The 13,827-nt window shown below is 46.5% G+C and carries 11 protein-coding genes and 1 pseudogene; 1 reads left to right on the top strand and 11 read right to left on the bottom strand.

Annotation, left to right across the window (positions count from 1 at the left end):
* From VIP81_RS28785 to VIP81_RS28745, 9 genes and pseudogenes are all read right to left on the bottom strand, one after another.
* Positions 1-250 (bottom strand): annotated as a pseudogene (locus VIP81_RS28785) (gfo/Idh/MocA family oxidoreductase); the annotation flags it as partial.
* A gap of 92 nt (positions 251-342) precedes the next feature.
* Positions 343-1,350: a c-type cytochrome gene (locus VIP81_RS28780; protein ID WP_331969785.1), complete on the bottom strand. Its 1,008-nt coding sequence runs from the start codon at positions 1,348-1,350 to the stop codon at positions 343-345.
* Between the two features lie 30 nt (positions 1,351-1,380).
* A complete protein-coding gene (locus tag VIP81_RS28775) occupies positions 1,381-2,514 on the bottom strand; it encodes an aryl-sulfate sulfotransferase (protein ID WP_331969782.1) in 1,134 nt (377 codons plus the stop codon).
* Between the two features lie 231 nt (positions 2,515-2,745).
* Complete coding sequence (locus tag VIP81_RS28770; RefSeq protein WP_331969779.1) at positions 2,746-4,386, bottom strand: RagB/SusD family nutrient uptake outer membrane protein; 1,641 nt, start codon at positions 4,384-4,386, stop codon at positions 2,746-2,748.
* Positions 4,387-4,406: 20 nt separating this feature from the next.
* Positions 4,407-7,667: a TonB-dependent receptor gene (locus VIP81_RS28765; RefSeq protein ID WP_331969776.1), complete on the bottom strand. Its 3,261-nt coding sequence runs from the start codon at positions 7,665-7,667 to the stop codon at positions 4,407-4,409.
* A 227-nt stretch (positions 7,668-7,894) separates the two neighbouring features.
* Positions 7,895-9,094 carry a FecR family protein gene (locus tag VIP81_RS28760; protein WP_331969773.1) on the bottom strand — a complete coding sequence of 400 codons (1,200 nt, stop codon included), beginning with the start codon at positions 9,092-9,094 and terminating at the stop codon, positions 7,895-7,897.
* A 79-nt stretch (positions 9,095-9,173) separates the two neighbouring features.
* A complete protein-coding gene (locus tag VIP81_RS28755; protein WP_331969770.1) occupies positions 9,174-9,806 on the bottom strand; it encodes a sigma-70 family RNA polymerase sigma factor in 633 nt (210 codons plus the stop codon).
* An 89-nt stretch (positions 9,807-9,895) separates the two neighbouring features.
* The gene (locus VIP81_RS28750) at positions 9,896-10,351 is read right to left on the bottom strand and encodes a YhcH/YjgK/YiaL family protein (protein WP_331969767.1); all 456 of its coding nucleotides are present in this window, start codon (positions 10,349-10,351) and stop codon (positions 9,896-9,898) included.
* A 78-nt stretch (positions 10,352-10,429) separates the two neighbouring features.
* Positions 10,430-11,095 carry a GDSL-type esterase/lipase family protein gene (locus VIP81_RS28745; protein ID WP_331969764.1) on the bottom strand — a complete coding sequence of 222 codons (666 nt, stop codon included), beginning with the start codon at positions 11,093-11,095 and terminating at the stop codon, positions 10,430-10,432.
* Positions 11,096-11,161: 66 nt separating this feature from the next.
* Between VIP81_RS28745 and VIP81_RS28740 the strand changes: the two genes are divergently transcribed.
* Positions 11,162-11,569, top strand: a complete 408-nt coding sequence (locus tag VIP81_RS28740; protein WP_331969761.1) for a YrdB family protein — start codon at positions 11,162-11,164, stop codon at positions 11,567-11,569.
* 20 nt (positions 11,570-11,589) lie between these two features.
* On the opposite strand, the gene VIP81_RS28735 is transcribed toward VIP81_RS28740, so the two are convergent.
* Together VIP81_RS28735 and VIP81_RS28730 are read right to left on the bottom strand one after the other, a co-directional pair.
* A complete protein-coding gene (locus tag VIP81_RS28735; RefSeq protein ID WP_331969758.1) occupies positions 11,590-12,573 on the bottom strand; it encodes an ABC transporter ATP-binding protein in 984 nt (327 codons plus the stop codon).
* Positions 12,574-12,792: 219 nt separating this feature from the next.
* Positions 12,793-13,827, bottom strand: a 1,035-nt coding sequence (locus VIP81_RS28730; protein WP_331969755.1) for a dipeptidase, incomplete at its 5' end; no start/stop codon positions are given.

Here is a 13,827-nt window from a genome sequence, read left to right as displayed (position 1 = left end):
CTTCCCGGTGTGCTTTGATGGAGCCAAAGGCCAGCACGGCTGCTGGCTTTACCGCATCCAGCATTTGATCGAGCCGGGTATAGAATAAATTTTCAGGAAGATGGTATTGTTTGGCCCGGAGCTTCGCCAATGCAACGTCCGGCTCATAGATGCCAACAATCTGGATATCTCCTTTGTCGGGGCGACCTAATATAAAGGCAGCATGTCCGTGAGACACACCGGCCACGGCTACACGTAGTGGTTGAGCCATTATGCAGCCAAAGACCTGCATCAGTAAAAAAGTAAGTAAAACAGAACGCATTCCTAAATCTAGGAAATATGTTCTGTTTTTTATAGCACAAATCAGTAAGCTGGTTTCCAGCCTTTATTTTCCCAATAACCGATCACCGGCAGGTAAGGTCCATACTTATGCTGGTCCGTGGAAAATGTGTCTGCAAAAGGGCCTTTATCGTAGTCTATTGCCTTTTCTTCCACATGGGGGTAGTCGAAATTTTTCACATCGGGGCGCGGATGCCTGCTGTCGTCATTCACGAAAGCCGCAATATCCATGGCTTCCGCATCCGAGAGGAAAGGTTTATCCCAGGTAGCCTTATCATAAGGCATATTGGCTTTTAACCACTGCGCCTGTTTAATGACCCGGTGCATGCTGGAACCGGGCTGATAGCCATACCGGCCCCATAACGGCGGATAGGTATAAGTAATGTTATCATTGCGCAACTGCCCCTCTCCTTCCGTGCCATGGCAGCGGGCACAATGTTGTACGTATAATTTTTCGCCACGTTCAGGGCTGGCGGCAACATCCGGCAGAGTGACCTCCAGATTTTTGACGCCTTTGGAAGCTTTGTCTTTCGGCACAAAGCTATTGATCCACCTGAAATAAGACAGGAAAGCCACCATCTCTTTACTATCCAGCGGCAGCGGGCGGCCATTATGCGGCCGGGTAACACAATTATTGACCCTTTCCGCCAGCGTGAGTACATGCCCTTCTCTGGCGCGATACTGCGGATAATGTTCGTGCGATAGCATCAGGTTAAAAGAAAACGGCTTAGTGCCGCCCTGCTGATGACAGTTAGTACAATTCATTTTATTGCCCAGGTATTTGCCATTAATGCCTTCCGGACCTATGTAGTAGGCGGTATTGTACATCAGCTCCTGCCCATACCTGACAGCCTCTCCATATTTATCGTTGGGAATAGCCGCCGAATCTACAATCGGCAGCAAGGCCGTTACTACCGGCTCTTTTTTTTCCTCTTTTCCTGCGCCTTTTACATTTGACTGGCAGGAATAAAAAACAATAGCAGCGGTAGCCATCAGGAAACCACCGGTAACAAGATCCTGTATCTTTAGCATAAGTGGCAGCGGTATTTATCTTCCTAAAAATTAATTAACAATAAAAGAAGGCAATTGCTCCCTGGGAATAAACTCCGCCCGGTAGGGAATAAAATTACAGCGAAGGCGCCACAGGGGCGTTCCTTGCCGGTCTGTTAGCAATACGGTATTTTTCCTGGAGCAACATTGTAAGATGGTTTGGTGATCTACGAGGTAAGCGCTGCCCATTCTGTCGTTGAACAGGTAAGCAGGAATGGGGGTACGAAGTGTGACGGTAGCTATTTTGGCGCCCTCGTCCAGATGAAAGGCCAGTGTTTGCGATTGTTGATGGGATACTCCGTTATCAAATAACATCAGGTCATTTTCTGCATTGATATGCACGGCATGCCCCATATCGAAGGCTGCGGAATCCGGGAAGCTGAAATCCCCGTTTCGACCGAACTTCCAGATGACTTTGCCGCTGTGGGCATCCACTTTCCAGATCTGTCCATTGTTATAAAAAGAGATCAGGTAATTACCATCTTTATCGTAGCTCAGGCTATTGGCATGCATCCAGTCCATACGACTGCTGAGGATATCTTTATCGGCAGCCGGGTTTAGTGCATCGAATACGGTCCACTCCCATAATTTATGCCCTTTGCGGTCCAGCACCAGGATCCCGTCGCTACGTACGGTATCGCCTGCGCTGCCTCCCTGAGCAGTGAGGTCTATCACCCGTTCCACGGTGTTTAACAGCACAATGTTATTGTCCGGATTCAGCAATACTTCATGGTGCGCATTGGCGATAAAATCCGCCTGGCCTTTTTGGAGGTTCAACAGCGTATCGCCGGTGAGGGATAACTCCATGATCTGGTTACCATAGCTGGTTGCATATGATTTGTCACCAAGAATACAAAGCAAGGTTTGGTGTGTAGTGAAGTGCGCCGTTTTAAATCCGGTACCCGTCACCTGGTGATACCATACTACACCGCCCTGTGCATTCAACAGGTATAAAACACCCGGTTCGTCGCGCTGGCTGAGCAGCATATACCCGTCTTTAAAACGGGCAGGGACTTTTTCCGGCTGTAAACTATCCAGGCTAAAAGCGTCCTGCAGCCAGTAAGGCAGCGGGGCTTTTTTTTGCGGATGCTGACAGGCAACGGATGCTATCAGGAACGCGAGTAAAACGAGGTACTGCTTTTTCATGTGTGGTGTTTAGCGAAGGTGATCGCCTTCGGCGATTGTCTTTAGCAGGATTATACTGATTATACTGATTATACTGATTTTGATGATTTTATTATTTCGATGAATTGGATGACATGGATGTTCTTTTTTGATGTTAGGACAATTAAAAAACAGGGTTTTCGGATAGTGAATTATTTAAAAAACAACATCATAAAATCAGTATAATCAGTATAATCCTGCTTAAGACAAATATTATTTCCAAAGCGCGTTCTGTGTGGCTTTTGGATTAGATTTCAGTTCTCCTGCAGGTATTGGAAACACATAGTGTTTAGCCTGGAAACCGTCTGCACCCTGTTTCTGATGTGCTTTCAATGTTATTGACAGTTGTGCGGCATCTTTATTCCATCTTTTCAGATCATAGATACGGTTTTGCTCGAAAAATAATTCCAGTAATTTCTGGTGTTCAATTTCTGCGAGCACTTGTGTTTTACCGGGAAGGTCGGCAGCTGTTTTTACGGCCAGACCCGCTCTTGCCCTGATTCTGCCAAGATTGGTAATAGCGACGTCGAGGTGACCATTTTGTGCAGCGGCTTCCGCCTGTAACAATAATATTTCTGCAAAGCGTACTACCCGGTAATTGGCCGTAGAAGGCGTTGGTCCCCAGTAATTATCAGCGTTGGCTACTTTACGCCATGCGCTGGTACCTTTCTTGATCAGGAAGCGGCCATATGTTACCGTATCCAGTGCCACATTGGTGGTCAGGCGTTCAATTTTCGACAGCGCAGAACTCCAGAGTGCATCAAAGGATTGTCCTTCATACCAGGTAACATCTGGTTCACCCAATGTGGATCGTTTCCACATCAGGGAAGCATACATTCTTTTATCATACTTGGTATCTGCACCAGCGGGGCGTTTTTCTTTTACAAACTGATCTACCAGGTAGTTGGAAGGTAAATATTTAAACCATCCACCACCGGCCGGGGGCCCTATAAACTGTGGCAGGTAGTTGTACATCGGTGAATTCGCTGTTTCGGTGCTCCAGGCGCCGTATTGATCTCCCAGTGGAGCAAAGGTCCATTCGAAAATGGATTCTATATTGTTCTCATTTGCATCGGTAAAATTATCTTCATAATTAGCTACCAGGTCGTAGGTATAAGGACTTTTATTCAGCAGCTCAAAAGTGGCTTCTGCTTTTGGATAATCCTCTACGAACATGTAAGCTTTCCCCAGGTAGGCAATGGCGGCGCCACTGGTTACGCGGCCCAGTTCTTTGGCATCACGTTTCACCGGAAGTCCGGCTGCTGCCTCTGTCAGGTCCTTTACCACCTGCTCCCACACCTGTTCTTTGGTGGCGCAGGGCGTAGCATAATCGTCGGTTGTTTCCATGGGCTTGGTTCTCAGTGGAACACCGCCCCAGTTAGATGCCAGGATGTAATAAGAAAGACCGCGCAGGAATTTAGCTTCTGCAATATAGAGTGCTTTTTTTCCGTCACTCATCGGAACGTCGGCAATCTTTGTCAGCAACAGGTTGGCGCGATGGATACATTTGTAGGTATTGCTAAAAATGCTGCTAAGGTCACCATTATTTTCGTCGTTGGTAAAAGTGGCCACCTTCCAGGTATTGGCTTCTTCTCCGGGAATGGTAAAAATATCATCTCCCAGCGCATTAATATCCTGGATTCCTTCAAAAGAACCCCAGTATCCGTAAAGTGAAGAACGTAACGGGCTGTAACTCGCGCCAAGTGCAGCACTGATGCTGGATTCATCTTTCCAGAAATTATCATCGGTAACATGGAGTGGGTCCTTTTGTTTGAGAAATTCTTTCTCATTACAGCCGGCGGCTGTTGCCAGTACCAGGGTGAGCGCACTTATATATTTAAATGTTTTTTTCATGACGTAATGCAGTTAAACGATTAAAAGGTAAGGTTCAGGCCAAGCAAAATGGTGCGGGACAAAGGATATGCATCCCATGAATTATCCATTCCTCTTTTCAACGCATCGCCACCTAAGTCTGGGTTATAGCCTTTATACTTTGTAATGGTGAACAGATTTTCGCCGGAGGCAAATACCCTTACTTTCTCTATACCCCATTTTGTGGTCAGTGATTTTGGTACGCTATATCCTAATTCCAAACGTTTAAACCGCAGGTAGGATCCATCTTCCAGCCATCTGTCGGTGTTCTCCATATTGTTATTATTAGGATCTGCTAAACTGAATCGTGGGAAATTCGAATGATTGGTGGGCGTCCAGGCATTTAATACATCTGTAGAAAAATTGGTGACTTCATTCATTTTGTCCATCCAGATTCTTCTGCCATTATAAATTTTGTTACCGGTTACTGCTTCCAGGAACAAGCCCATATCAAAGCCTTTCCATGACAGGTTAGCGGATAATCCCATGTTCAGGGTAGGAAAAGGACTTCCCAGGTTTTGCTCATCCTGGTTGTTGATGATACCGTCGTTATTGTAATCTATATAACGAATATCTCCGGGTTGTGCGTTAGGCTGAATGAGTTTACCGTCTTTGCTATGTGCCAGCACTTCTTCTTTAGAGTTAAAGATGCCGTCTGTTTTTACCAGGAAGAAGGCACCAATAGGGTACCCTACTTTTGCTCTGGAGATGCCGCCAAATTCCTGTCTGCCGGAACCCACGTTGATCGCCATCATTTCGTTGGCAGTATGTGCCAGGTTAAATCCAAACCTGTAATTTAATTCTCCTTTCTTATCGGTATACTCCAGGGAAATTTCGTATCCTTTATTCTGGATCACGCCTGCATTGAGCGTAGGAGAACCGGTTTTACCCACTGAAATCGGGAACGGTACATTTAACAGTACGCCATTGGTTTTCTTGTTGAACACATCGAAGATCAGGAATAACTTGTTATCCAGGAAACCTGCATCCACACCCACGTTGGTAATCTTGGTTTCTTCCCATGACAGATCTAACGGTGAAGCATATCCGCTGGCGGTAGCGCCGGGCCATAACACACCACCTTGTACATAGTTAAGACCGGTGGTAATGGTATTTTGTGTCAGGTAGTCTCCAATTTCCTGGTTACCCAATACGCCCCAGCTGCCGCGGAATTTTAAAGTATTTACAATATGGTTGATACCGGAGAAGAAATGTTCGTTATGTACATTCCAGCCGGCAGAAAAAGATGGGAAAGACCCATACTGGTATCCTGCAGCAAAACGGGAAGAGCCATCTCTTCTTACAGAAGCAGAGAACAGGTAGCGGGAATCGTACGAATACATGAGGCGGGCGAAGCGGGAAACGATGCTGCTCGCGCCGGCGCTGCCATCATTTTTCTGCGAAGAAGCCGAACCTGCATACAGTACTGAAGTACCTACCGGCAAATCATCTCTGGATGCGCTGAAAGAAGAGCTGGTATTTTTCTGCGCCGTATAACCTATTAATGCGTCGAAGTTATGTTTACCCAGTTTCTTTGTATAGTTAAGGGTATTTTCCGCCAGCCAGGAATTGGATGTGCTGGAACTCTGCGATAAATCCGGGAGTGGATTCGCGGAGTTGCCATCATCAAACACACCGGTATAAAGGCGGTTACCCCCTTGTGATTCTGTTAAACCTACGTTGAATTTATATTTCAGTCCTTCTATCAGCTTCACTTCTACAAAGGCATTGGCCAGCAGGGAAAGATCCCTGTTGGTATTATCGATGTTGTCGATACGGGCTACGGGGTTAGACAAATTCTTCATAAAAACCGGTCTTTTACCATAGCCGCCCAAAGGATTGGTAGCATCGTACACAGGTACGGTAGCAGGCATCATCAGCGCACTGCCTATCAGGGCATGCACTGCATCACCGCCACCGGGGTTATTACGGGTAATACCTCTTTTGATGATAACGGTTTCGCCTACACGTATTCTTCCTTTCTCATACATGGTTTTAATCCTGAAATTGGCCGCGGAGTAGTTGGTGTTTTTGATGGTGCCATCTTCTTTCAGGTAGCCACCGGATAAGTTATAGGTAAAGTTTTGGGAGCCGCCGCTAAAGTTCACGTTGGTGCGGCTGATCAGGGCATTTCTGAAAATGGCGTCCTGCCAGTCGGTATTGGCTGTTTTGCTATCGTATGCCGGAATTCCGCTGATATTGGCACTCATTAATTTGGTCCACTGTTCGCTGTTGAGGACACTTAATTTTTTGGGGATGGTTTGCATACCAAACCAGGTATCTACTTCCAGTCTGGGTGCAGATTCTTTACGGCCACCTTTGGTGGTAACGATCACTACACCATTGGCAGCACGGGAACCATAAATACTGGCGGTAGCAGCATCTTTCAGCACCTCGATAGATTCTACATCGTTAGGACTAACCCCATCGATATTACCTACAAAAACGCCATCCACAATAAACAGGGGGGCATTGTTACCGAGTGTGCTCATACCACGGATGGTAATTTTCATACCTGCTCCGGGGGCGCCGTTGGAAGATTCTACAGATACGCCAGGCACACGGCCCTGGATGGCAGCACCTATATTTCTGGATACATTGGCGCTGATGGTATTTACTCTTACAGAAGACACGGCACCTGTCACTTCTTTTCTTTTCTGGGTGCCATAGCCCACTACTACCAGCTCCTCTGTTTGTACAGCTTTAGGTTTCAGGGCAATATCGAGTGCACCGGCCTGTGAAACGGATTTTTCTACTGTTTCATAACCAATAAAAGAGATCACCAACACCCCACCGTTTTCGGGCAGTTGCAGGGTATAGTTACCTTTCATATCTGTGCTGGCCCCTTTCGTAGTGCCTTTCAGCTTTACAGAGGCGCCGGTGAGTGGTTCCTGGGTAATTGCATCCGTGATTTTGCCGAATACGGAAATGTTAGCCACAGGTTGCGGGGCCTCTTCCGTTTGTTCCTTTGTTTTTACAGAAAGGATAATGGTGTTATCAACAATACTGTAATTGAGCTTTTTATTGAGCAAACATTTGCCCAACACGTATTCCAGGTCGGCCTGTACTACAGCAACAGATACTTTATCTGTTTGCTCCAACATCTCCGTGTTGTAGAAAAAGGTATAGCCGGTTTGTTTCCGGATTTCCCTGAATACCTTAGACAATGCGACATTGTGCATATTCAGGGTTAATTTTTGCGAGTACCCGGTTGCACTTACCTGCATAGCCAGTACCAATAGCAAGAAAGCAGCTAGTTTCATAACTTTCAGCATTTGTGCCCATACCCTACTGTTGGGGTATTTGCCAGCATGTCTAAATAGCATAGATTTGTTAAGTTTTTGGTGAGTGTTAAGCTGTTTACGTCAAATTAAGCGCATAACATGCCCGCCAGACATTTCAGCCGGGAACGTTGCCGCGTTCCCGGTTTTTTTTGCCTGAAGCATTATTACACGAAGATCCTGGTTGTTACATCCTTATATTGGTGTTATTATTTCACTTCAACGATAATTTCCTTTCCTGCTATGGTGTATTGTATCCCGGCCGTTTTTAAAATGTGTAACGCCTGGGATAACGTGGACTGCTTACGTATAGAACCGGTGTAGTGCTTATCCGGCACCGGGCCATTAAATTTTACATTTACATCGTACCAGCGTGCCAGCTGTCTCATAACTGTGGTGATATCATCGTCGTCAAATTCGAACATGCCTGTTTTCCATGCAATATTTTTGTCTATGTCTGCGTCGCTTACTTCAAACTCCTGACTATCTTTTGGGAGCAGCGCCTGTTGGGAAGGCGCCAATACTACGCTGCTGCCATTTATTTGTGCTACTTTAACTTTTCCGCTTACCAGTGTGGTGTTCACTGCGGCTTCATCGTCGTAGGCCATTATATTGAAAGCGGTACCCAGCACGGCTACTTTCAACCCATTTTTTAATTGTACCAGGAAAGGTTGTCCGGCATTTTGTGCTACATCGAAATAGGCTTCGCCGGTGAGATACACTGTTCTGTCTTTACCTGCAAATTTTGTCGGGAATCGCAGAGAGGAAGCGGCGTTCAGCCATACTTTGGTGCCGTCGGGTAATACCAGCTGATACTCTCCCCCTCTGGGGGTAGACAAGGTATTGAACATCATTTCATTGCTGGAATTACCAGCAACGTTATATACCAGTTTACCTTTATCATTATTAATACGGGTGCCATCTTTTTCTTTCAATCCATTGGCCTGAATAGCATCCAGGGCTACTTCCGTACCATCGCCTAACAACAGCCGGGCTTTGGAAGCACCGGGTAATACGTCCTGCTGCTGCGCCAGCGGCGCCTTTGCGGAGGAAGCGGTGTGCCGGTAGCCAAACTGGTACCAGGCTGCTCCCCCTGCTACAAGCAGCAATACGGCCGCGGCTACACGCCAGCGGTACAGATGACGCACCTTATTATGTACGGTAGTGGATTGGTCGATGTGATCCTGTAACAGCGACCTGAATTTGTTCACTTCCACGTCCAGCCGGCCCTGTTGCCCGTTGATAACATCAAATGTTCTCCGGGCCCGGTCAAAAGCAGCGCGCTTTTCCGGATAGCTGTTGATCCATTCCTCCCAGTATTGTATGTCCTGTTCATGGGTGCCCATACAGTAGCGTAGGAAAGAATCATCCAACAGGAAGTCTTCGGCGACGTTAAAATTTTGGTCCATTGTTACTGTTAATACTATGTAGTGTAAGAAACCAGGAATTATTCCCAGGAAAACGGAAACTTTTTTCAAAAAAAGTTTTTTACCGTAAAAACCGGATCAATATCAACACGACCAATTCCGCCGACAAGCTTTTGAGGGCAGCGCCAAGGGTGTTGTAGGCGGTTTTGGTGGTGATGCCTGCCCGTTTGCCTACTTCTTCCATACTAAGACCATCAAAATAGCGGAGTTGTATTAATTCTTTCTGTCGGGGTGTGAGCGTGGCCATCGCGCGTTTTATCTTCTGTTTCACTTCTTCAGAAGTCTGGATCGCTACAATACAGTCTTCATATGACAGTTCATGATGTTCGTTGCTATCGGCATAAGTGCCTGCCGCTTCGCTGGACTTTTTGGTTTGTCGGATGCCGGCGAAAATTTTGCGGCGCAGGTAAGTAAACAGGTAAGACTTTACATTACTGACTTCCGGGAGCTTATGCCGCTGATCCCATATTTCGAGGAACATGTCATTGATGGCATCTTTGGTGAGATCTGTATCTCCGCAGCTGCGGACGCCATAATTAACAAGACTGAAATACAGTGATTCATAAAGGGCTACCAGGGCATCTTGTCCATTTTCACGGACGCGGTTCCATAAAAGTGCCTGCACACCTGCCTCATCAGCCGGGGTACCGGCGGCAAACTGCCCGTGAAATAATTTTGGTTGCTCACTGTTCATCGTGCATTAGCTATTACATAAGTGGAATAGGGAAGTTAGCATTCAGCGTTGCAGCAACATGCACCTGCAACGCTGAATGCCAGGAACTATCAGCTAACTGCTATTTTTATCACTATTTTCTTTACCGGCATTGGCGCACCCACCTTGATATTAGGCATGTGGAGATCTGTAGGAAAGAAGATGGCGAACATGCCTTTCTCCAACCTGGAAAAGAACATGGGATTTTCCGCAAACAGCTGGTAGTCGGCTGTTTCATCATATGCCTTTGAAGGCTTTTGTTCCTGCAGAAAATCATGTCCTATCAATTCCGATCCGGACACTATATACTGAATGTCAATATACTTCTTATGTGATTCCATCTGTTCGGTGGAAGCATCTACGGTATCATATTCGTTTACGATGGCGAAGATGTTGGTCCCATCGATTTCATATTTACCTTTTTCCAGGGCTACCAGGTCTGTTTGTGACAGGTATTCAAATGCCTTGATAAATTTAACGCCGAGGCGGTAGTAAACATGGGCGTTCTGCAGTGTATCCAGTATCATGCGTAATAAAAAATGTATTAATCAGTTGGCAAGATACTTTTTTTTCTATTCACCCCATCTTTTGCAGCGGAGCACCTGTTAATTGCGTAAAAGGTAGGGCTGTATGGCTTTTTCCCAGAGGGCATAGCCTTGTTTGTTCATGTGCAGCATATCTCCCAGGAATAATTCTTTGCGGGGAGCACCATTTTTATCCAGCATTTTTGGGTAGATGTCTACAAACACGGTATTTTTTTCTTTTGCCAGAAACGCTTTTATCAGGGCATTGGATTGCTTTGCCTTATCAAAAAATGCGGCTCTGGACGGACTGGGTTTGATGGAAATATAAATCAGTGGTATGGTGGGCAGTTCATTCCTGATTTTAGCATACAATACCGTGAAGCGTTGTAACAACGTATCTGCATTGGCTTTAGCGGACGGCAAATCATTTTCGCCTACATATATTACGATCTGGCGTGGAGCATAGGGGAAAATGATATCCTTCGCATAGTGGGTGATATCATCCGTTTCGGCGCCACCAATGCCTCTGTTCAGCACTACATACTTACTGAAATTCCGTTCCAGGTCATCCCATTTCCGGATGGAAGAACTGCCTACAAACAAAATAGGATGTGGCGGTGGTGCGTACATTTTATCGAATTGCTGAATGGTATGCACATCGTTTTCATACCGTCCCGGCGATTGCGCCCATAAATACCCACTCACCTGTAGTAATATCAGCCCTAGCAGTAGCAAAGATTTTTTCATAACAATTAAATTATCGCGAAGCCGTTAAATTAGTCGAAAAATAGCTAATTTAAAATAAACCACACCATGAATACCCACCCTATCAATCTGACCGTTCGTTTTCTGCTGGAAATCATCATGCTGATTGTACTTGGTTGCTGGGGCTGGCGCCTGGGCAGTGATGGGCTGCGTTATTTGCTGGCAGCAGGTTTGCCGCTGGCAGCGGCCCTATTGTGGGGTTACTTCCGCATCCCTAACGATCCCAAACCAGCACCTATAGCCATTCCTGGCCCCGCAAGGCTCCTGCTGGAATGGGTATTGTTTGGCCTGGCCGTATATGGATTAAGGGAACTGGGACATCCGTCACTCAGCATGTGGTTGGCTATAATCGTGGTGGTACACTACGCCGTATCCTACGACCGCACCTGGGTGATGCTGCAGAATAAACCCTATCATGGGTTTACCGGTAAAAGTATCATGGGAATGAAGCCATGATCGCCATTGCGGACAAACGCTTAGAGGTACCACACCATTTCCGGTGCCACCCCTACGTTTACCGCAGCACCTTTTTTGAGACGGGTATCAGTGGTTTTGATGGTCAGTAAAGTGGTCCCTAACTCTACTTCTGCTTCGAGGTAGCTACCATAAAAGTTGAGCTCCCGAACCTTCCCACTAATCGCATCTTTCTTTGTACGAACGATTTTAAAATCTTCCGGGCGGACAAAGATATTTTTACCGTTGAGGGTAATGCCTGGCAATCCTTCCAGGATGGCGGCGTTGCCGGGAGTGATCAGGTTATATTTACCAAATAATCCGGCTACATATTCATTCACCGGCTGATTATAAATTTGTTGGGGAGATCCCTGCTGTACAATTTCTCCATCTTTCATCACCAGTATTTCATCTGCCCAGGGGAGAATATCCTGTGGATCATGTGAAATCAGCATACAGGTAATGCCGAGGCGTTCGCCCATATCGCTGATCACATTTTTCAGGATACTTTTATGGATCATGTCCAGGTTGGAGTAGGGTTCATCCAGCAAAAACAGTCTGGGAGAGGATATCAGTAATCTCGCCATGGCGATGCGTTGTTTTTCTCCGCCCGATAACTGATCTGTTTTTCTTTTTAAGAGATGCGAAATTTTGCAGACATCATAGATTTCTCCGGCTTCTTCTTCGGTCAGCTTATTGGCATACGACAGAATTTCTTCTACGCGGTAATTATTCCGCAGTTCAAAATGCTGCGACAGGTAAGCGGTGCCGGGATGTCCTGGTATCAATACTTCCAGCGCGCCCTTTACTCTTTTCCCTTCAAACATCACGGTGCCGGAATCGGCCTGCCCCATCCCGCCGACAATTTTCATCAGGGAACTCTTACCGGAGCCGGTTTCGCCCGCGATAACAATTTTTTGAAACTGCTGTTGTGTAAAGCTGACATCTTTCAGGATATAAGCGCCATGCTGTTGTTTACTGATATTAGAGACCTCGAGAAAATTCATGCGCGCAAATTAAGTTTTTATTGCGCAGGATGAAAGCGAATTTTGTCTTTGCTCAGGATTATACTGATTTTGATGATTTGGATGATTTTTTTCTTTTGATTTGATGGATTAGAAGATTTTAGTAGATGATAACAGGTTTTAATCTTCCAAAATCCTGAAAACAAAAATCCTGAAAATCATCAAAATCAGTATAATCCTGAACAAAGACAAAAAATCGCACTAATCATTCCACGCCTTACGCAGGAAGCGCAGCCAGTTGCCGTGCATGACGTTTTCGATATCCGTTGCACTATAACCTCTTTTAGTGAGCAGGTCCGGCAGTTTTTGCATATCAGCAATGGTTTCCAGGTCGTAAGGACATTGCTCTTTACCGAAGGCGCCATCCAGATCGGTACCAATGCCTACGTGCAGGGCATTGCCGGCAATCTGGCAGATATGATCCATGTGATCGATCATTTTTTCCAGGTTGCAGCCCATAGCTTCGGGGTTAGATTGTCCGCGTACCCATCCCGGCACCATCATCCAGGCATCGAGTGCGCCGCCGATTACCGCGCCTTTCTGGATCAATACTTTAATCATGTCGTCGCTGAACTGCCGGTTATGATTTACCAGTGCCCGGCAATTATTATGACTGGCCCATACGGCGCCATTAAACAGTTCCATGGCATCCCAGAAAGCATCGTCACAAAGGTGGGTGGCATCGAGGATCATATTCAGCTGCTCCATTTCTTTGATCAGCTGCCGGCCCTGTTCATTCAGGTGGCCGGTGGCATCGGTCCCGTTGGCATAACGCCCGGGGCCATAATGCGCAGGACCTATGGCACGCAATCCTTTATTATAGGCGCGTTCCAGGTATTTTAGATTAATGATGGAGTCGGCGCCTTCCAGACTGAGGATATAGCCAATAGGCTTTTTATCGTTGGGGGTTCCGTCGTTCCAGAGGAGTAAATGTTGTTCCAGTCCTTTCCGGTCTTTGATCATGATCAGTTCTCCGGCTTCTTCCATGGCCTTATACCAGGATAGCTGCCCCTGGGTCTGCGCCCATGCCTGTTCCGGCGAATGCCAGCCCGGCAGGGGATTATCCGGCGCTACGTAGCGGCCTATCTGGGTGGCTACTACCAATCCGATATTTCCTTTTCTCAGTTCCGGAAACGCTACAACTCCTTTAGCGCGATCCGGTTTATCTGTTAATCCGGCTTCCCTCGCACGGATGGCGGAGACAGGCTGTTGCAGATCCCTGTTCCATTCCATCGC

Origin of the sequence: Chitinophaga sp., assembly GCF_036566945.1 — a bacterium.
GTDB lineage: Bacteria > Bacteroidota > Bacteroidia > Chitinophagales > Chitinophagaceae > Chitinophaga.
Note: the sequence above shows the minus strand (reverse complement) of the source record. Positions and strands in the feature narration are given on the sequence as shown.

Bases quoted from the DNA above. Each gene is read 5' to 3' on its own strand.
- VIP81_RS28780 (WP_331969785.1), bottom strand. From the start codon at position 1,350: ATGCTAAAGATACAGGATCTTGTTACCGGTGGTTTCCTGATGGCTACC.
- VIP81_RS28775 (WP_331969782.1), bottom strand. From the start codon at position 2,514: ATGAAAAAGCAGTACCTCGTTTTACTCGCGTTCCTGATAGCATCCGTT.
- VIP81_RS28770 (WP_331969779.1), bottom strand. From the start codon at position 4,386: ATGAAAAAAACATTTAAATATATAAGTGCGCTCACCCTGGTACTGGCA.
- VIP81_RS28765 (WP_331969776.1), bottom strand. From the start codon at position 7,667: ATGAAACTAGCTGCTTTCTTGCTATTGGTACTGGCTATGCAGGTAAGT.
- VIP81_RS28760 (WP_331969773.1), bottom strand. From the start codon at position 9,094: ATGGACCAAAATTTTAACGTCGCCGAAGACTTCCTGTTGGATGATTCT.
- VIP81_RS28755 (WP_331969770.1), bottom strand. From the start codon at position 9,806: ATGAACAGTGAGCAACCAAAATTATTTCACGGGCAGTTTGCCGCCGGT.
- VIP81_RS28750 (WP_331969767.1), bottom strand. From the start codon at position 10,351: ATGATACTGGATACACTGCAGAACGCCCATGTTTACTACCGCCTCGGC.
- VIP81_RS28745 (WP_331969764.1), bottom strand. From the start codon at position 11,095: ATGAAAAAATCTTTGCTACTGCTAGGGCTGATATTACTACAGGTGAGT.
- VIP81_RS28740 (WP_331969761.1), top strand. From the start codon at position 11,162: ATGAATACCCACCCTATCAATCTGACCGTTCGTTTTCTGCTGGAAATC.
- VIP81_RS28735 (WP_331969758.1), bottom strand. From the start codon at position 12,573: ATGAATTTTCTCGAGGTCTCTAATATCAGTAAACAACAGCATGGCGCT.